This window comes from Leifsonia sp. ZF2019, assembly GCF_019924635.1.
GTDB lineage: Bacteria > Actinomycetota > Actinomycetes > Actinomycetales > Microbacteriaceae > Leifsonia.
Window position 1 is genome coordinate 1073895 of sequence record NZ_CP065037.1, and the last position, 18173, is coordinate 1092067.

General features: G+C 71.4%; 14 protein-coding genes. 10 read left to right on the forward strand and 4 right to left on the reverse strand.

The features are described 5' to 3' along the window. Positions 1 to 11: 11 nt before the first annotated feature. Complete coding sequence (locus tag IT072_RS05380; protein ID WP_223359911.1) at positions 12 to 1619, reverse strand: outer membrane protein assembly factor BamB family protein; 1608 nt, start codon at positions 1617 to 1619, stop codon at positions 12 to 14. After that, positions 1616 to 2215 (reverse strand): RNA polymerase sigma factor, encoded by a 600-nt coding sequence (locus tag IT072_RS05385; protein WP_223359912.1) that lies wholly within the window; start codon positions 2213 to 2215, stop codon positions 1616 to 1618. Before IT072_RS05385 ends, IT072_RS05380 begins: the two co-directional genes overlap by 4 nt. Before the next feature lie 127 nt (positions 2216 to 2342). On the opposite strand from IT072_RS05385, the gene IT072_RS05390 reads away from it, so the two are divergent. The 9 genes from IT072_RS05390 to IT072_RS05430 all read left to right on the forward strand — a co-directional run bounded on the left by IT072_RS05390 (position 2343) and on the right by IT072_RS05430 (position 12566). Next, positions 2343 to 3977: a D-alanyl-D-alanine carboxypeptidase/D-alanyl-D-alanine-endopeptidase gene (locus IT072_RS05390; protein ID WP_223359914.1), complete on the forward strand. Its 1635-nt coding sequence runs from the start codon at positions 2343 to 2345 to the stop codon at positions 3975 to 3977. Positions 3978 to 4011: 34 nt separating this feature from the next. Next, a complete protein-coding gene (locus IT072_RS05395; RefSeq protein WP_223359916.1) occupies positions 4012 to 4593 on the forward strand; it encodes an isochorismatase family protein in 582 nt (193 codons plus the stop codon). 123 nt (positions 4594 to 4716) lie between these two features. Beyond that, positions 4717 to 6948 (forward strand): MMPL family transporter, encoded by a 2232-nt coding sequence (locus IT072_RS05400; RefSeq protein ID WP_442786787.1) that lies wholly within the window; start codon positions 4717 to 4719, stop codon positions 6946 to 6948. A gap of 68 nt (positions 6949 to 7016) precedes the next feature. Further along, a complete protein-coding gene (locus tag IT072_RS05405; RefSeq protein WP_223359917.1) occupies positions 7017 to 7796 on the forward strand; it encodes a thiamine pyrophosphate-dependent enzyme in 780 nt (259 codons plus the stop codon). A gap of 31 nt (positions 7797 to 7827) precedes the next feature. Continuing rightward, positions 7828 to 8580: an alpha/beta fold hydrolase gene (locus IT072_RS05410; protein WP_223359918.1), complete on the forward strand. Its 753-nt coding sequence runs from the start codon at positions 7828 to 7830 to the stop codon at positions 8578 to 8580. A 48-nt stretch (positions 8581 to 8628) separates the two neighbouring features. Then, on the forward strand, positions 8629 to 9102 hold the full coding sequence (locus IT072_RS05415; protein ID WP_223359919.1) for an Lrp/AsnC family transcriptional regulator: 474 nt from the start codon (positions 8629 to 8631) through the stop codon (positions 9100 to 9102). A 14-nt stretch (positions 9103 to 9116) separates the two neighbouring features. Then, a complete protein-coding gene (locus IT072_RS05420; protein ID WP_223359921.1) occupies positions 9117 to 10580 on the forward strand; it encodes an NAD-dependent succinate-semialdehyde dehydrogenase in 1464 nt (487 codons plus the stop codon). 1 nt (position 10581) lies between these two features. Continuing rightward, entirely contained in the window at positions 10582 to 11772 is a 1191-nt protein-coding gene (locus IT072_RS05425; RefSeq protein WP_223359922.1) for a thiolase family protein, read from the forward strand. 20 nt (positions 11773 to 11792) lie between these two features. Beyond that, a complete protein-coding gene (locus tag IT072_RS05430; protein WP_223359923.1) occupies positions 11793 to 12566 on the forward strand; it encodes a 3-hydroxyacyl-CoA dehydrogenase in 774 nt (257 codons plus the stop codon). 38 nt (positions 12567 to 12604) lie between these two features. Here IT072_RS05430 and IT072_RS05435 read toward each other — a convergent pair whose 3' ends face one another. Next, entirely contained in the window at positions 12605 to 14059 is a 1455-nt protein-coding gene (locus IT072_RS05435) for a helix-turn-helix transcriptional regulator (protein WP_223359924.1), read from the reverse strand. A 116-nt stretch (positions 14060 to 14175) separates the two neighbouring features. On the opposite strand from IT072_RS05435, the gene IT072_RS05440 reads away from it, so the two are divergent. Further along, entirely contained in the window at positions 14176 to 16065 is a 1890-nt protein-coding gene (locus IT072_RS05440; RefSeq protein WP_223359925.1) for a phosphoenolpyruvate carboxykinase (GTP), read from the forward strand. Between the two features lie 105 nt (positions 16066 to 16170). Here IT072_RS05440 and IT072_RS05445 read toward each other — a convergent pair whose 3' ends face one another. Next, positions 16171 to 18171, reverse strand: coding sequence for an ABC transporter ATP-binding protein (locus IT072_RS05445; RefSeq protein WP_223359927.1), 2001 nt, complete (start codon positions 18169 to 18171; stop codon positions 16171 to 16173). Positions 18172 to 18173: the final 2 nt, after the last annotated feature.

Sequence of the window (18173 nt, forward strand, 5' to 3'; positions counted from 1 at the left end):
ACTGCGGCCGCTCAGCCGATCGACTCGACCCGGTTGGCGAACGCCTGGACCAGGTATCCGCCGGCGAACATCCACCGCTCGCCGTCCTGGTGCCTCGTCCAGAGGATTGCTCCGGTGGCGGCGTCGTACGCGGTTCCGGTGTCGGAGCCGTACGGGTTGGAGTAGATGTTGCGTTCGCCGACGAGAGCGAAGGAGTCCCCCAGCGCCGTCGTCTGCCGGAGCAGGCGTCCGCTCGCCGCGTCGAAGGTGCACGTGCGATCCTGGGGGAACAGCACCGTGATCCCGGCCTGGGCCGACACCGTGTACGCGGAAGGGACGCCGAGGAAGTCGACGGGGTCGCAGCCCGCGAGCGACGCGGTCCACACGCTGTCGCCGCTGGTCTGATCGACCAGGGTGACGGAGGATCGGTCGATGACGACGAGCTTGTCCGTTCCCACCCCGAGCGTGGAGGAGCTGCCCGCTCGCGATCCGGGTGCCCCCACGGCGGCGAGATACGAGCCCGCCGCCGTCGGTCGCGACCAGAGCGTCCGGCCCGAGTCGTCGACAGCGGCGACGCGCGCGGTGCCGTCCGGCGCTGGTGTGCGCCAGAGCGTCGTCGCTTCGAGACCCGAGGAGAACTCCCAGCCCGCGGGGAGGCGGATCAGCTGCCCTGTCTGGAAGTCGATCAGCGCGGAGGAGCGCGTCGCGCCATCGGACGCCCAGGCGGTGACCACGGCCGAGCCGCCGTCGCGTGCCCCGAGCCCGACGGACACGGAGTCGGCCTCTACCGTGGTCGTCCAGCGAGGGTGCGCCGGATCCCGCGGATCGATGCGGGAGATCGTCCTCGGGACATCCGTCCGGCCGTCCGCGGGGTCGCTCGCCACCAGAAGGTCCCCGGAGTCGCCGGGCACGGGCACGCCGTAGATCAGCTTCGGTTCGATGGTTGCGACGGTCCGCCCGTCCGTCAGGTCGATCACATCGTGGGCACCTGCGGCATCGTCGGTGGACACGATCATCGCACGACCGGAGGTACCGAGAAAGCGCAGCTGTGTCGCCTGCGAGTTGCGGGACGCGTCGGACACGTAGTCCCAGGTGCGCTGCCAGACGATCTCTCCGCTCGTCGTGTCGACAAGGGTGAGACCGATCCTCTCCTCCCGGCTCCCGTCGGCGCAGGTGCCCCCTTCGTACTCCTTCGGGCGCATGCCGGAAAGGAACACGGCGAGACCGTCGTTCAGGTCGTATGCCTGTGGGGACATACGGCAGCCGTCGTCGAGCCCGGGCAGGTCCAGAGCCCAGCGCGTGGCTCCGGGCAGCGCGTCGACATCGTGGGGGACGATCACCCCGGAGCTCACCTCGACCCGCGGGGTCGTCGCGGTCGGCGTGGGGGTGGGGATCGGCGTCACCGACGGAGTGACGGTCGTCGGCGCGGGAGCCGGGGCCGGCGCTCCGAAGTGCAGGACCCCCGAGAGGGCGAGCGCGGCGGTTCCCCCGGCGAGAAGGACGGCGACGCCGATGAGTCCGCCCAGGATGGCGAACCGTGTGCGGGGAGGGCGAGCGGGGGAGGTCGCGACGGTCTCGTGGAGGATGTCGCGGAGGGCGGCACTGCGCGCCGGGTCGAAGACGGGGCCGGTGGCGGTCATTCTGCACCTCCTTCGAGGACGGACTGGGCCGGATCGGCCAGGAGTTCGAGGGCGAGGTCGCCGAGGCGACGCTTCGCGCGGGAGAGACGGGACTTCACGGTCCCGACGGGGACGCCGAGGGTGCGGGCGGCGTCGGCGAGCGGTAGTTCTTCGAGGACGCAGAGCGTGATCACGTTCTGGTCGGCGGTGGAGAGCGTTCCGAACGCGTCGCGCACGCGGCGGTCACGCTCGCGGGTGTCGAGGTCCTCGGCGACGCCGTCGGCGTGATCGGGCTGGTGTGCGGGCTCGGGCATGCGGGCGAGGGCCTCGCGGTGCCGCCGACGGCTGCGCTCGAGATTGTGGACGGTGTTGTTCGCCGTGACGAGGAGCCACGCGATGATCGACCCGTCGACCACCCGGACGGCGTCGCGCCGCCGCCAGGCCTCGAGGAACACCATGGCGGTGACGTCCTCGGCGTCATGTGGCTGCCGCACGAGACGCAGCGCGTGGCCGAAGACGCGATCGCGATGCGTGTCGAAGAGCGACGTGAACGCCTCCGGATCCCCGTCGCGTGCACGGGACCAGGTGTCGGCCTCGTCCGTTCCAGCGTTGTTCATATCCCCTAGTGTCCGATCGGCCGAAAAGGTTCCGTGAGGCAGACGACCGTTCGAGAGAAGGATAGCGAGGCGCTTCAACCTCCCCCGGATGGGTGACGTCCTCAGAAAAGGCAGGTACTATGCCCGGATGCACGAATCGGACCTGCCCGACTCCGGTGTGCCCGCCGACACCGAGTCCGACCCGTCGATCCCGTCGATCCCGTCGACAGCCTCCACCGCAGAGCATGCCACCCGTGCCGAACGGCGCACGGCCGAACGCGAGGCCGCGACCGGTGCCACACCCGTCGCGCGAGCCCGCGGCGGTGTCGCGGCCGGCGTTGCCGCAGCCACGGCGGGCATCATGTCCACGATCCGCAAGCACCCGACGGCCTGGATCGCGGCCGGAGGCACGGCCGCCCTGATCGTGCTCGGCACCGGAAGCGTCGCCCTCGGCGCGACGGTCGGCTCGCCCGCGGCTGCCGCGGTCGCCCCCAGCCCGTCCGCCTCCGCAACGAAGACCCCCACTCCCACTCCGACGCCCACGGTGGACCCCGCGCGTCCCGTGCCGGCCGCCGCGCCCGCCGCGAGCCGCATCCGCACCTGCTCCGTCGCCGGGCTCGCGCAGGACGGCCGTCTCGGCAACCTGGAGGCGCAGGTCGTCAACGCCAAGACGGGCGAAGTGCTCTTCGATCGCAACGGCGGCACCCCCGGCCCCACGGCCTCCGTGCTCAAGACCATCACGTCCGCTGCGGCGCTCGCGACGCTCGGCCCCGACTACCGCGTCTCGACCACCGTGGTCGCGGGGAGCACTCCCGGTCAGATCGTGATCGTCGGCGGCGGGGACGTCACGCTGTCCCGCCTTCCGGGCGGCCAGGGCGCCTTCTACACGGGGGCGCCGTCCATCCAGGATCTGGCCGACCAGGCGAAGCAGGCGATGGGCGGCCAGCCGATCACATCGATCGTGGTCGACACCTCGCTGTTCGGCGGCCCGGTGTGGCAGCCCAGCTGGGATGAGAACGAGGAGCGCGTCGTCGAGGGCTCCACCCCGTACATGACGGCCCTCATGGTCGACGGCGACCGCGACAATCCGGGCGCCGTGGAGTCGCCGCGCAGCACCGACCCGGTCGGCCGCGCCCTGCAGTACTTCCAGCAGTACCTGGGCACGAGCGTCCCGGTCACCCAGGGCACCGCCCCGGCGGGAGCCCGGCAGCTCGCCGCGGTGCAGTCCCAGCCCGTGACGACACTCATCCAGCAGGCGATGAAGTACTCGGACAACACCATCATGGAGGAGCTCGCTCGCCTGGTCGCCATCAAGACCGGCGCCGGCAACACGTTCGACGCCGAGAACGCGGGCGTGCTGGCCGGCCTCAAAGGCTACGGCATCGACACAGCCGGACTCCACATCGCCGACGGCTCCGGCCTCAGCGCCGACAACGCGGTGCCGCCGTCGTACATGACGCGCCTCTTCGTCAAGGTGCTGAACCGCGAGAACGGTCTCGGCGTGATCTACGACGGCCTGCCGGTCTCCGGCCAGTCGGGCACGCTCGGCTCCGGCTACAACCGCTTCACAGGTGCGAACGCGGTCGCCCGGGGCGCGGTGCACGCCAAGACGGGCTGGATCGACAACGGCTACACGCTGTCCGGCATCGTGGACGCGGCCGACGGCACGCAGCTCACCTTCGCCGTGTATGCGCTCGGCAATGTGAGCGACAATGCCAAGCAGGCGATCGACACGCTCGTCACCGGCTTCTACAAGTGCGGCGACAACCTGTCGAACACCTGACGATTCCGTCCTCGACCGGCAGAGGGAGCTTCGCATGAGCAAGGCGCTGTTCATCATCGACGTGCAGAACGACTTCACCGAAGGCGGAGCCCTCGGCGTCGACGGGGGTGCGGCGGTCGCCGCGGGTGTGAGCCGCCACCTCGCCGAGCACGGGGACGAGTACGCGATCGTGCTCGCGAGCCGGGACTGGCACGAGGGCCACAGTGACAACGGTGGACATTTCGCCACGGAGGCGGAGCCGGACTACGTCGACACCTGGCCCGCGCACTGCGTGGCGGGGACTCGCGGTGCCGACTACCACCCCGACCTCGACACCTCCCGTGTGGACTACCACGTGCTCAAGGGGCAGGGCGTGCCCGCCTACTCGATCTTCGAGGGGCGGACCGACGCCGGATCGACCGTCCACAACCTCCTGGACGAGCACGGCATCGACACCATCGATGTGGTGGGCATCGCCACGGACTACTGCGTGCGGGCGTCCGCCCTCGACGCGATCGCGCACGGTCAGCACGTGCGCGTGCTGACCGGACTGGTGGCCGGAGTCGCACCGGCGTCGTCGGATGTAGCGTTGGCGGAGCTGGCCCACGCCGGCGCGGAGCTCGTCACCGCCTCCTGAGCGATCGCGGTCGCGCGCACCTCGTCGCTCCTCCGCGACGGGATGGTCTGGCGTGTCGAGAAAGTAAGCGCTAGGCTGATTACTCACCAAGCTAGCTAAAATCTTCACGCTCATGGAGGCGACGTGCCGCAATCCGCACCGGTCCAGCCCAGCCCGGCCCGACCCACCCGGTCGGCGGCGCGCCCGCCGCGCTGGCTGCGCGTGGTGCTGCCCACGGTCCTCCTCCTGGTCTGGCTCGTGCTCGCCGGTCTCGGTGGTCCCACGTTCGGCAAGCTCTCCGGCGTCTCGAGCAATGATCAGGCGGCCTTCCTCCCGGCCAGCGCGGAGTCCACCGAGGTGCAGGCGTGGCAGGAGAAGTTCACCGACTCCGAGGCGATCCCGGCGATCGTCGTCATCCGCTCCGACGAGAAGATCCCCACCGCGGACCTCCGTCAGTACGCCGCGATCGGGGCGAAGCTCGGAGCGGTCGACGGCGTGCAGAAGCCGCAGAGCGGTCAGACGACGAGCGTCGCGGGCCCGATCCCGTCGGAGGACGGCCTGGCGGTCGAGTTCATCGTCCCGATCGCCGACTCGAACTCCGTCAAGTCCGTCGTCGCCGACCTGCGCTCGACCCTGGCGGATTCCATCCCCAGCGGCACCACAGGGTGGGTCACCGGACCCGCGGGTTTGACGGCCGACCTGGTGAACGCGTTCGGCGGGATCGACGGCATCCTCCTGCTGGTCGCGGTCGCGGCGGTCTTCGTCATCCTGCTGCTGGTCTACCGCGCGCTGCTGCTGCCCTTCCTGGTGCTGCTCACATCGGTGTTCGCGCTGTGCGCCGCCATCCTCGTCGTCTACCTCTTCGCCCTGTGGGGATGGATCAAGCTCAGCGGTCAGAGCCAGGGCATCCTGTCCATCCTCGTCATCGGCGCAGCCACCGACTACTCGCTGCTCCTCGTCGCTCGCTCTCGCGAGGCGCTCGAGCAGATGGACTCCCGCTGGACCGCGATCCTCCGCGCTTGGAAGGCGGCGTTCGAGCCAATCGTGGCCTCCGGGGTGACGGTGATCCTCGCCCTCCTGTGCCTGCTGTTCTCCGACCTCAACTCGAACAAGAGCCTCGGCCCGATCGCCGCGATCGGCATCGTCTTCTCCTTGCTCTCTGCGCTCACACTGCTGCCGACGCTGCTCGCCGTCTTCGGCCGCGCATCGTTCTGGCCGTTCCGGCCGAAGGTCGTCGGCGAGCACGACCGGCGGCACGAGCACGAGGCCGGGCAGCGCGTCGCCGGTCTCGAGGGTGTCCGCGGGGTGTGGCTGCGCGTCGGCCGCGTGATCGCCCGCCGTCCACGGGTCACCTGGATCGTGGCGTTCGTGCTGCTCGCCGCGTGCGCGCTCGGGTTGACGCAGCTCAAGGCCAACGGCGTCTCGCAGACGGACGTGGTGCTCTCGCAGTCCGACGCCGCCGACGGCCAGAAGGTGCTGGCCGAGCATTTCGACGCCGGCTCCGGCTCGCCCGTGCTGATCGTGACGACGGAGGCCGACGCCGACGCCGTGCTCGCCGCGGCGAAGAGCACCGACGGCATCGCCACGGCAACGCTCTACGCGGGGAACACGCGCCCCTCCACGACGGGGCAGGCGGCGGAGCCGATCGTGAAGGACGGTCGCGTGCTGGTGCAGGCGACCCTCGCCGACGAGCCGGACTCGGCGGCGGCCGAACAGGTCGTGCGCACGCTGCGCTCGACGCTGCCCGCAGAGGATCCGGACGTGCTCGTCGGCGGGGTCACGGCCATCGCGCTGGACACCAACGACACCGCGCAGAACGACCTCGTCAAGATCATCCCCATCGTCCTCGGCGTCATCCTCCTCATCCTCATGCTCCTGCTGCGGTCGATCCTCGCTCCCGTGCTGCTCATCGGCAGCGTGGTGCTGTCGTACGCCGCGGCGCTCGGCGTCTCGGCGCTCGTGTTCGACCACGTCTTCGGCTTCCCCGGCGCGGATGCGTCCGTGCCGCTGTTCGGGTTCGTGTTCCTCGTGGCGCTCGGGGTCGACTACAACATCTTCCTGATGACACGGGTGCGGGAGGAGTCCCTGCGGATCGGGACGAGGCCGGGCATCCTGCGCGGGCTCGGGATGACGGGCAGCGTCATCACGTCGGCAGGCATCGTGCTGGCGGCGACCTTCGCAGCGCTCGCGGTCATCCCCATCCTGTTCCTGGTGCAGATCGCTTTCATCGTCGCGTTCGGCGTGCTGCTGGACACGGTGATCGTGCGATCGCTGCTCGTGCCGGCCGTGTCGTACGACATCGGCCGGGCGATCTGGTGGCCGTCGCGGCTCTGGAAGCGCACGATGCACAGCGAACGGGCCGAATCCATCGACTGAGTGGACAACGTGTGCGGCGATCCTGCCGCGCGTTGCCCGGTGCGCGCTCGGTCGGCAGAGTTGTCGCCATGCCTTTGACCACCCTCGAGACGGTCACCGTCGCGCCCTCCGGCCTCCCGGCGCTGCTGAGACGTCTCTACCGCACGCTGGCGACCGTCCGCCGCATCGATGCCGGCGCCCGCGAGCTGGAGCGTCGCGGACTCCTGACGGGCCACCGTCCGGTCGCGGGACGCGACGCCGTCCAGGTCGGTGCCGCCGCCGCTCTCGACGTCACGCGCGACCTGGCCTTTCCGGCGGCCCGCGATCTCGGTGTCGCCGTCACGACCGGCGCCGACGCCGCCTTCGCACTGCGGTCGGGCGGCACGCGGGCGGCGGACGGGTCCGCGGTCACGCACGCCGTCGCGTGGGCGCTCGGCGCGAAGCTCGACCGGACCGGCGGGGTCGCGCTGGCCGTCCTCGGCCCCGGGAGCACGCCGCGTGAGATCGACGAGGCCATGACCACGGCCGCCGTGTCCCGGCTCCCCGTCGTGTTCGTCGGAGCCGCCGGTGGCACGCGGGTGCAGGGGATGCCGGTCACCCTCGTCGACGGAGCCGACGTTCTCGCGATCCATGACGCGACCGCCCGCGCGCTCGACCGCGCCCGCCGCGGCGGCGGCCCGAGCGTCGTCGAGCCCGTGCTGCCCGAGCCGGGCGCCTGGCCGGGACGCGACGCGCTGCTGGTCTGCGAGCAGAGGCTCCGCGAGACCGGCACCGTCGGCGACGGCTTCTTCGCCGACGTCACCGACGCGGCCGACGTGATCGCGGGCTCTGTGCTCTCGCGGATCCGCTCCACGCGCACGGCAGGGTGACCCCGGCCCGTCCGAGGGACAGGATGGAGGCATGACCAGCCCCGTCCGCCTTCACGTCACCCGCCATCCCGGCGACGACCCCGTCCTGCTCGTGCACGGGTTCGCCACGACCGGCGCACTGACCTGGCAGTCGACAGGCTGGGTGGATGCGCTCGCCGCCGGAGGCCGGGGCGCCCTCGTGCCCGATCTCCGGGGGCACGGTGCCAGCGACGCGCCCCACGATCCGGCGGCGTATTCCCCGGCCCTGCTCGCGGCCGACCTCCTGGCCGCACTCGACCAGGAGGGTCTCGGCACGGTCGACGTCATCGGCTACTCGATGGGGAGCTGGGCGTCCCTCGCGCTCGCAGGACTCGTGCCCGAGATCGCGCCGGGGCGTGTGCGCCGCCTCGTGGTCGGCGGCATCGGCACCGTCGAGCAGTTCGCGCACTGGGGCGTCGCCGCGGTGCAGGCGGCCATCCGGGACGGCGTCGACGTGCCCGATCCGGGATTCGCCCTCGGCCCGTTGCTGGCGTCCCTCCGCCGTGCTCCGGGCATCGACACGGAGGCGCTGGCGGCGTGCGTCGAGGGCATGGCGCAGCATCCGCTCGCGCTCGGCCCGGTGGGGATCCCGACGCTGCTCGTCGCGGGAGATGTCGATCCGGTCGCCGAGGACGCCGGAGACGCCGCACGTCTCCTCGGGGCGGAGCTCGTCCGCATCCCGCGCCGCGACCACATCACCACGCTCAGCGCCCGCGCCTTCAAGCAGGCTGCGCTCCCATTCCTGGGGATTCCCGCCAGCCTGTAGGCAGTCGCACCTCGGGGTCGTACGATGTGCGAGGACCGAAGGAGGCCGATGATCGACAAGCTGGACGCCGACCTGATCGCACTCCTCACGGCGGAGCCACGGCTGGGCGTCTTCGAAGCCTCCCGCCGCCTGGGGGTCGCCCGAGGGACGGTGCAGGCCCGTCTCGACCGCCTGCAGCACTCGGGGGTCGTGAAGGATTTCGCGCCGACGATCGACAGCGAGAGGCTCGGCTATCCGGTCACGGCGTTCGTGACGGCCGAGGTGGCGCAGGGCGATTGGCGAGTGACCGTCGTCGACCACCTGCGCGGCATCCCCGAGGTGCTCGAGGTCCACACGATCACCGGCTCGGGCGACCTGCTGATCCGCGCGGTCGCCCGTTCGAACGCCGACCTGCAGCGGGTGATCGACCGCATCGTCGGAGGGCCGGGGATCACGCGGACCTCGACCGTCATCGCGCTGGCCACCACCATCGACCACCGATCGGTGCCCCTGGTGCAGTCGGCGGCATCGGACCGGAACTGAGAGGAAGAGACCACATGGATGAGAACGCCCTGCTCGAGCGCGTCCCCGACGGACTGTTCATCGGAGGGGAGTGGTCACCCGGCTCGGCCGGGACCTTCGCGGTCTACGATCCCGCCACCGGCGCCCTGATCAAGACGATCGCGGACGCCTCCCCGGAGGACGGAGCCCGCGCCCTCGACGCGGCGGTGGCGGCGGCGGACGACTGGGCGGCGACTCCTCCGCGCACGCGCGGCGAGATCCTGCGCCGCGCGTTCGACCTGCTGCAGGAGCGCCGCGAGGAGTTCGCGCTGCTGATGACGCTCGAGATGGGCAAGCCGCTGGCCGAGGCCAACGGCGAGGTCACCTACGGCGGCGAGTTCCTCCGCTGGTTCTCCGAGGAGGCCGTGCGCATCTCCGGCCGTTACGGCACCAACCCCGAGGGCACCGGACGGATGATCGTCTCGCAGCACCCTGTGGGCCCGAGCTTCCTGATCACGCCCTGGAACTTCCCGCTGGCGATGGCGACGCGCAAGATCGCGCCGGCACTCGCCGCAGGCTGCACCGTCGTCGTGAAGCCGGCCGAGCTGACCCCGCTCACTACGCTGTACTTCGCCCGGCTGCTGGAGGACGCCGGACTGCCCGCGGGTGTTCTCAACGTGATCACGACTTCCACCTCCGGCCGGGTGTCGGCCCCGATCATCGCCGATCCCCGCCTCCGCAAGCTGTCGTTCACGGGCTCGACCGAGGTCGGCAGGAAGCTCCTCCAGCAGGCGTCGGAGAACGTGCTGCGCACCTCGATGGAGCTCGGCGGCAACGCGCCGTTCGTCGTGTTCGAGGACGCCGACCTCGACAAGGCGGTCGAGGGCGCGATGCTCGCCAAGTTCCGCAACATCGGCGAGGCCTGCACGGCCGCCAACCGGTTCATCGTCCACGAGGACGTCGCCGACGAGTTCGCCCGCCGGGTCACCGAACGCGTCGAGGGGATGCGCGTCGGCCGCGGCACCGAGGACGGCGTGACCATCGGTCCGCTCATCAACTCCGACGCCGTCGACAAGGCCGCCGAGCTCGTCGCCGACGCCGTCGCGCGGGGCGCCTCCGTGCTCACCGGCGGCTCGCGGGTCGAGGGCGAGGGCACCTTCTACGAGCCGACCGTGGTCACCGACGTGCAAGCCGGGAGTGACATCCTGCGCCAGGAGATCTTCGGCCCGGTGCTCTCGATCGTGCGCTTCTCCACCGAGGACGAAGCGGTGGCCACGGCGAACGACACCGAATACGGCCTCGTCTCGTACGTCTTCACGAGGGATCTCGCGCGAGGCCAGCGGATGATCGAGCGGCTGCAGACCGGGATGATGGGTCTCAACGTCGGAGTGGTGTCGAACGCCGCCGCGCCGTTCGGCGGTGTCAAGCAGTCGGGGCTCGGACGTGAGGGCGGGCTCGAAGGCATCCACGAGTATCTGAGCACCAAGTACACGCTCACCCCGGACCCGTTCGGAGCCTGACATGCCGCGCACCGAAGCCGTCATCGTCGACGTCGTCCGCACCCCGTCCGGCCGCGGAAAGCCGGACGGCGAGCTGTCCGACATCCATCCCGCCGACCTGCTCGCCGGCGCACTGATCGAGATCGTCAACCGCACGGGCATCGATCCCGCGGTCGTCGACGACGTCATCGGCGGCTGCGTGACCCAGTCGGGCGAGCAGGCCGCCAACGTCACGCGGACCGCCGTGCTCAGCGCCGGCTTCCCGGAGAGCGTCCCTGCGGTGACCGTCGACCGGCAGTGCGGCTCGAGTCAGCAGGCCGCCGCCTTCGCCGCGCAGGGCGTGATCGCGGGCGCGTACGACGTCGTCATCGCGTGCGGCGTCGAGTCGATGAGCCGGGCACCGCTCGGCTCGAACGTCGGCAGCGCCTCCCGCGGCGGCGCCCTCATGCACGCGCGCTACCCGGAGGGGCTGGTCGGCCAGGGCGTCTCGGCCGAGCTGATCGCCGAACGCTGGGACATCTCCCGCGCCGAGTTGGACGCCTTCGCGGCGACCTCCCACCAGCGAGCGGCGGAGGCGGCGGCGCACGGTGCGTTCGACGGCGAGCTCGTCCCCGTCCCGACCCCCGACAGCGGCAGCGTCGTCGCCGACGAGACGATCCGGCCCGGGACGACCGCGGAGAGGCTCGCGACCCTCCCGCCCGCGTTCCGCACGGAGGAGCTCGCCGCGCGCTTCCCGCAGCTCGACTGGCGCATCACCGCGGGAAACTCGTCGCCGCTGACCGACGGAGCGTCTGCGGCCCTCATCATGAGTCAGGAGGCTGCTGCGCGACTCGGTCTGCGCCCGCGGGCGCGCTTCCACTCGTTCGCGGTGGCGGGCAGCGACCCGCTGTTCATGCTCACCGGCATCCTCCCGGCCACTCGCACGCTGCTGAGCCGCAGCGGGGTGCGCCTCGACGAGATCGACGCGTACGAGGTCAACGAAGCCTTCGCCTCCGTTCCCTTGCTCTGGCAGCGCGAGTTCGACGCCGATCCGGCGCGTCTGAACCCGCGGGGCGGCGCGATCGCGCTCGGCCACCCGCTCGGCGCCTCCGGCACGCGGCTGCTCGCCACCCTCCTGAACGAGCTGGAGGCGAGCGGCGGCAGGTTTGGGCTGCAGACCATGTGCGAGGGCGGCGGGACCGCCAACGCCACCCTGATCGAAGTGCTGCGCTGAGGCGCACCGGAAGGAGACCCATGCTGATCGACGGATGCTCGGCCCTCGTCACCGGAGGAGCCAGCGGTCTCGGCAACGCCACGGCTCGCGCCCTCACCGACGCCGGAGCCCACGTCGTGCTCCTCGACCTGCCGAGCTCGCAGGGCGAGAAGGCGGCCACGGCGCTCGGCCCCACCGCCCGGTTCGTGCCCGGCGACGTCACCGATGGCGATCAGGTGCAGGCCGCCGTCGACACCGCCGCCGCCCTCGCGCCGCTCCGCGTCGTGGTGAACTGCGCGGGCATCGCGACGGCGGCACGGATGCTCGGCCGTGACGGCGTGCTCCCGCTGGAGGACTTCGAGCGCGTCGTCCGTGTCAACCTCGTGGGCACGTTCAACGTCATCCGGCTCGCCGCGGCCGCCATGGTCGCCACCGATCCCGTCGAGGGCGGGTACGGTCCGGAGCGCGGCGTGATCGTCAACACCGCGTCGGTCGCGGCCTTCGACGGGCAGATCGGTCAGCCGGCGTACGCGGCGTCGAAGGGCGGTGTCGCCGCGATGACTCTGCCACTGGCACGGGAGCTCGCCCGCAGCCTGGTCCGGGTCGTCACCATCGCGCCCGGCATCTTCGAGACGCCGATGATGGCCGGACTGCCGCAGGCGGCGCAGGACTCCCTCGCCGCGCAGGTCCCGCATCCGTCCCGGCTCGGCAAACCGGCCGAGTACGCAGCGCTGGTGCGGCACATCGTCGAGAACGCGATGCTCAACGGCGAGACGATCCGGCTCGACGGCGCGATCCGGATGCAGCCGAAGTAGCCGTCGGCGTCAGGCCGCGGTCGCCCGCTGCTGAGCGCTCATGCCCCCGAGTGCTGCTGCAGGAACCCGTAGACGTCCGAGTCGTCGACTCCGGGGAACGAGCCGGACGGCAGCGGCGACAGGATGTGCGCGTGCAGCCGGGCGCTGGGCCAGGCCTTGCCGGCCCAGCGCTCGGACAGGTCGGCCGCGGGGCGCTTGCAGCACGACGGATCGGGGCAGCGGGACTCCGCGCGGACCGTCGTCTCGCGGCCGCGGAACCACTTGGCCTGATCGAACGGCACGCCGACGCTGATGGAGTAGCCGCCGTCGGCGGTCGAGCCGACCTGGGTCGCGCACCAATAGGTGCCGACCGGGGTGTCGGTGTACTGGTAGAGCTCGGTGGTGCGGTTGGTGTGCGTGAACGCCCCGCGGGCGCCCCACGTGCGGCAGACGATCTGGCCCTCGATGGAGCCGGTCACGTCGGTGGGGAGGGGGAGGCCGTCGTTCTCGTACCCCTTGTAGAGCGCGCCGTCGTCGCCGACGCGCAGGAAGTGCAAGGTCATGTCGAGGTGCGCCGTCGCGAGGTTGGTGAGGCGCAGCGCTGCCGCCTCGTGCGTGACGCCGAACGCGTCGCGGAAGTCCTCGACCGCGATGTCCTTCTCCTTCTTGGCTTCCCGCAGAAACGCCACGGCGGCCTCCCGGGGCATCAGGCAGCACGCCGCGAAGTAGTTGATCTCGAGTCGCTGGCGCAGGAAGTCCGCGTAGCTCTCGGGCCGCTCGTGCCCCAGGAGCCGGTGCGCCATCGCCTGCAGCGCCATCGAGCGGAGGCCGTGGCCGCCCGGGATGGACGCGGGCGGCAGGTAGATGCGGCCGTTCTCCAGGTCGGTGATCGAACGCGTCGAGCGGGGGAGATCGCTCGCGTAGATGAGCTCGAACCCGAGCTGCTCGGCCATGACGCTCACCTCGCGGTGCGTGAGCGCGCCGCGGGTGTGGCCGGACGCGCGCACGCGTTCCTCGGCGAGCTCTTCGATGGCGGGGATGTAGTTGTCCTGGGCGCGCATCCGCTCCCGCAGCTCGGTGTTCGCTCGGCGCGCCTCCTCCGGCGTCGCGATCGCCTCGGACGCGCGCCGGGCGAGCTCGCGGTGCAGGCCGACCAGCGCCTCCAGCGTCTCCGTCGGCGTGCCCTTGGTCGGCTTGACCGCGGGGAGGCCGAGCGAGCCGTAGAGGTTGCCGCGCTGCGCCCGCGCCAGCTCGATCTCCAGGGCGGCGCGCTCGTCCGGCGGCTCGGAGGAGAGCAGGTCCGCCAGCTGGACCCCGAGAGTGTTCGCGAGGGTGGCGAGCAGGGTGACCCGCGGCTCCCGCTTGCCGTTCTCGATGAGCGAGAGCTGGCTCGGTGCGACGCCGACTGCGCCCCCCAGCTCGTCCAGGGTCAGCCCGCGGCTGGTGCGGAAATGGCGGATGCGGTGGCCGAGCGTGGCGATGTCGGCGCCCGCATCGGTGGTGAGCGGCTCCATGGCTTCACGATAGCGAAAGAATGGCGATTCTTTCCATCATTTCGTCCGTGATGTGGTGCAGAAGGTCGCAGATGCTGGATTCAGACCACTTCTTTCCGACCGAGAGGACGACCGGAATGACCATCGCCGAGCTCCCGCTGACCGACACCGGCCGCGACGACGCGGATCGCCCCGACACCGATCCCCGAACGGCCGCCCCCGACGCGAACGTTCCCGACGGCCTCACCGCCCTGCGGGAGTGGGTCGCCGGCATCGCGGCGCTCACCGAGCCGGAGGACATCGTCTGGCTCGACGGCAGTCTGGCGGAGGCGGATCGCCTCACGAAGCAGCTCGTCGCCGAGGGCAAGCTCATCCGTCTGAACCCGGAGTGGCGGCCCAACAGCTTTCTCGCGCGCACCGACCCCGGCGATGTCGCCCGGGTGGAGGACCGCACCTTCATCTGCTCGGTGGACGAGGCCGACGCCGGGCCGACCAACAACTGGCGGGAGCCCGAGGGGATGCGCGCGGAGCTGCGCGACGTCTTCGCCGGCAGCATGCGCGGTCGCACCATGTACGTCGTCCCCTTCTCGATGGGCCCGGTCGGCGGCCCGCTCTCGCAGGTGGGCATCCAGCTCACCGACTCCGCCTACGTCGCCGTGAGCATGGGCATGATGACGCGGGTCACGACGACCGTGCTCGACCTCATCGCCGCCGGTCAGCCGTGGGTCCCCACCGTTCACAGCGTCGGCGCCCCGCTGATCGACGCGTCCGGGCGGCGTCACGACGACGTCGCCTGGCCGTGCAACGAGACGAAGTACATCGTCCAGTTCCCCGAGACGCGCGAGATCTGGTCCTACGGCTCCGGCTACGGCGGCAACGCCATCCTGGCGAAGAAGTGCTTCGCCCTGCGCATCGCGTCCGTCATGGCGCGGGACGAGGGCTGGCTCGCCGAGCACATGCTCATCGTGAAGGTGACGTCGCCGGAGGGGCGCATGTTCCACTTCGCGGCGGCGTTCCCGTCCGCGTGCGGCAAGACCAACCTCGCCATGCTCAAGCCGAGCATCCCGGGCTGGACGGTCGAGACGGTGGGCGACGACATCGCGTGGCTGCGGCAGGGTCCCGACGGCCGCCTGCGCGCCATCAATCCCGAGGCAGGATTCTTCGGCGTCGCGCCCGGCACCGGCGAGCGGACGAACGCGACCGCGGTCGAGACGCTGTGGGGCAACACCATCTTCACCAATGTCGCCCTGCGTGACGACGGCGACGTGTGGTGGGAGGGGCTGACGGAGGAGCCGCCCGCGCACCTCATCGACTGGCGCGGCGAGGACTGGACGCCCGCATCCGGTCGGCCGGCGGCGCACCCGAACTCGCGCTTCACGGTGTCGGCGGCGCAGTGCCCGGCGATCTCGGACGACTGGGATGCCTTCGACGGCGTGCCGATCGACGCGATCCTGTTCGGCGGGCGCCGCGCGACCAACGTCCCGCTCGTGACGCAGGCCCGCGACTGGAAGCACGGCGTCTTCATGGGCGCGACGATCTCGTCCGAGCAGACGGCCGCCGCCGAAGGGACCGTCGGCGAGCTGCGCCGCGACCCGTTCGCGATGCTGCCGTTCTGCGGCTACAACATGGCCGACTACTGGGGCCACTGGCTCGCGATGGGCGAGCGGCTCGGTGCGGACGCTCCCGCCGTGTTCCAGGTCAACTGGTTCCGCAAGGGCGACGACGGCCGGTTCCTGTGGCCCGGGTTCGGTGAGAACGCCCGCGTGATCGAGTGGATCGCCCGGCGCGTGGAGGGTGCTGCCGGAGCGGTGGAATCGCCGATCGGCCGCCTGCCGCGTGTGGAGGAGCTCGACCTCGAGGGACTCGACCTGCCGGAGGCCGACGTCGAGGCCCTCTTCGAGGTCGACCGCGAGCGCTGGCTCGCCGAGTGCGACCTCACCGACGAGTTCTTCGACCGCTTCGGTTCGCGCGTCCCGGCGGCGCTGCACGCCGAGCTCGCCTCCCTCCGGTACCACCTCCGCGCCTGACCTCCGGCCGCCGGGCTCGCCGATACGCGACCGCCGAGCACGCAGAATCTCTGCGCGCTCGGCGGTTTAGGCCTGCTGTCCGCGTCCTCGGCGGTTCGGGAGCGGCTAGACGAGGAGCTGGTGCTTCGCGAGATCGCGGTAGAGCGGCGTGCTCGCGACGAGCTCCGAGTGGGTGCCGACGCCGACGACGCGGCCGTGGTCGAGCACGACGATCTGGTCGGAGTCGACGACGGTGGAGAGCCGGTGCGCGATCACCAGGAGGGTGCGGTCCTCCGCCACCGCGTCGATCGCCTCGCGCATGAGCTGCTCGTTGCGCCCGTCGAGGCTGGACGTGGACTCGTCGAGCAGCAGCACCGGCGGCGCGGCGAGGAGCGCGCGGGCGATCGCGAGGCGCTGGCGCTCGCCGCCCGAGAGCATGATCCCGTCTTCGCCGACCGGGGCCGCGAGTCCCCGCTCGCTGCGCTCCAGCACCTCGGTCAGGTTGACGGCGTGCAGCACGTCGATGCACGCCTCGTCGGTCGCGGATGGCGCCGACAGCGTGAGGTTGTCGCGCAGCGAGCCGGCGAGCACCGGCGCGTCCTGCTCCACGTAGCCGATCTGCTCGCGCAGCGCCGTGCGCTCCAGGCTCCGGATGTCGAGGCCGCCGAACCGCACCTCGCCCGCCTCCACGTCGTAGAACCGCTCGATCAGGGCCAGGATGGTCGACTTGCCCGCGCCCGACGGTCCGACCAGCGCGGTCCGCTTGCCGCGCGGCACAGCGAAGCTCACGCCGTGGAGCACACCACCCGGGTGGTGCGCGCCGTCAGCGTCCTCTCCGGTGCCGGCCGCAGCCTCCGCCTCGGCGACGACATCCACGCCGCCGAACGCCTCGACCGCCACCCGCTCGACCGTCGGCGCAGCGGACGGCTCACTGCGCGCGCCCGGAGCGGAGCCGTCGGAGGGGCCCGACTCGCCCGGCTTCTCCTCGTGCTCGGGATACGCGAAGTGCACGTCGGCGAACTCGATGGCCGGTGCCTCGGGGGCGAGTCCCTCGTTCGCCGCCCCGACCGTCCAGGCGAGGGGCGCGATCTCGCGGTCGTGCTGGTCCTCGGTCGGCAGATCGAGGATCTCCTGGATGCGCCCGAGTGCCCCCAGCGCCGAGTTCACGGCCGCGATCGCTCCGAACGCCTGCCCGAGCGGAAGGATCATCATGAACAGGAAGAGGATGAAGGCCACGAGGTTCGCGACCGTGATCGCACCGCTCGCGACACGGAAGCCGCCGACGCCGAGCACGACGAGGAACGACACCTGCATCGCGATGCCCGCGACCGGGACGACGAGCGCCGAGATCTTGGCGACCCGGATGCCCATGCGGTAGGCCCCCGTCGCGTTCTCGTCGACCGCCGCGATCTCGCGCTCGGTGGCGTTGGCCGCCCGGATCGTGCGCACCGAGCTGATCGCCCGCTCGACGGCCGCGGCGAGGTCGCCGACCTTGTTCTGCGCCTTCTGGCTGGCGACGCGGATCCGCCCGGAGAGGACGGTCACGACCACGATCGACACGGCGACGACCAGCACGGTGAGTCCGAGCAGCACCGGATCGATGATGAGCATCGCGATCAGGGCGCCGATGAAGGTGAGCGCGCCACCGATGGCCTCGACCAGGCCCTGGGTCAGGACCGCCCGCAACAGAGTGGTGTCGGAGCCCACCCGCGACACGAGGTCGCCGGTGCGGCGGGTGTCGAACTCGCTGATCGGCAGCCTGAGCAGCCGACCGACGAGCTTGCGGCGCGACGACAGCACGACGCCCTCGCCCGTGCGCTGGAGCAGGTAGTGCTGGTAACCGGAGATCAGCCCCGAGACGACCACCAGCGCGACGAGTCCCCACACCAGCGCGCCCAGCGGCTCGCCCTTGCCGACGATGTCGATCACCTGGCTGACCAGCAGTGGCTGGGCGAGGCTGGCCGCGGCGCCGAGCACGCTGAGCACGACGACCCAGCCGAGCACCTTCTTATGCTCGAGGAGGTAGGGGAGGAGCTGCCCGAAGCGGGCGCGCGGGCCGGCGTCGTCGGGGCGCCGGGAGAAGGGGGAGCGGCGTCGGGTGGACGCGGCGGGCTGCTCGGAGGTCATGG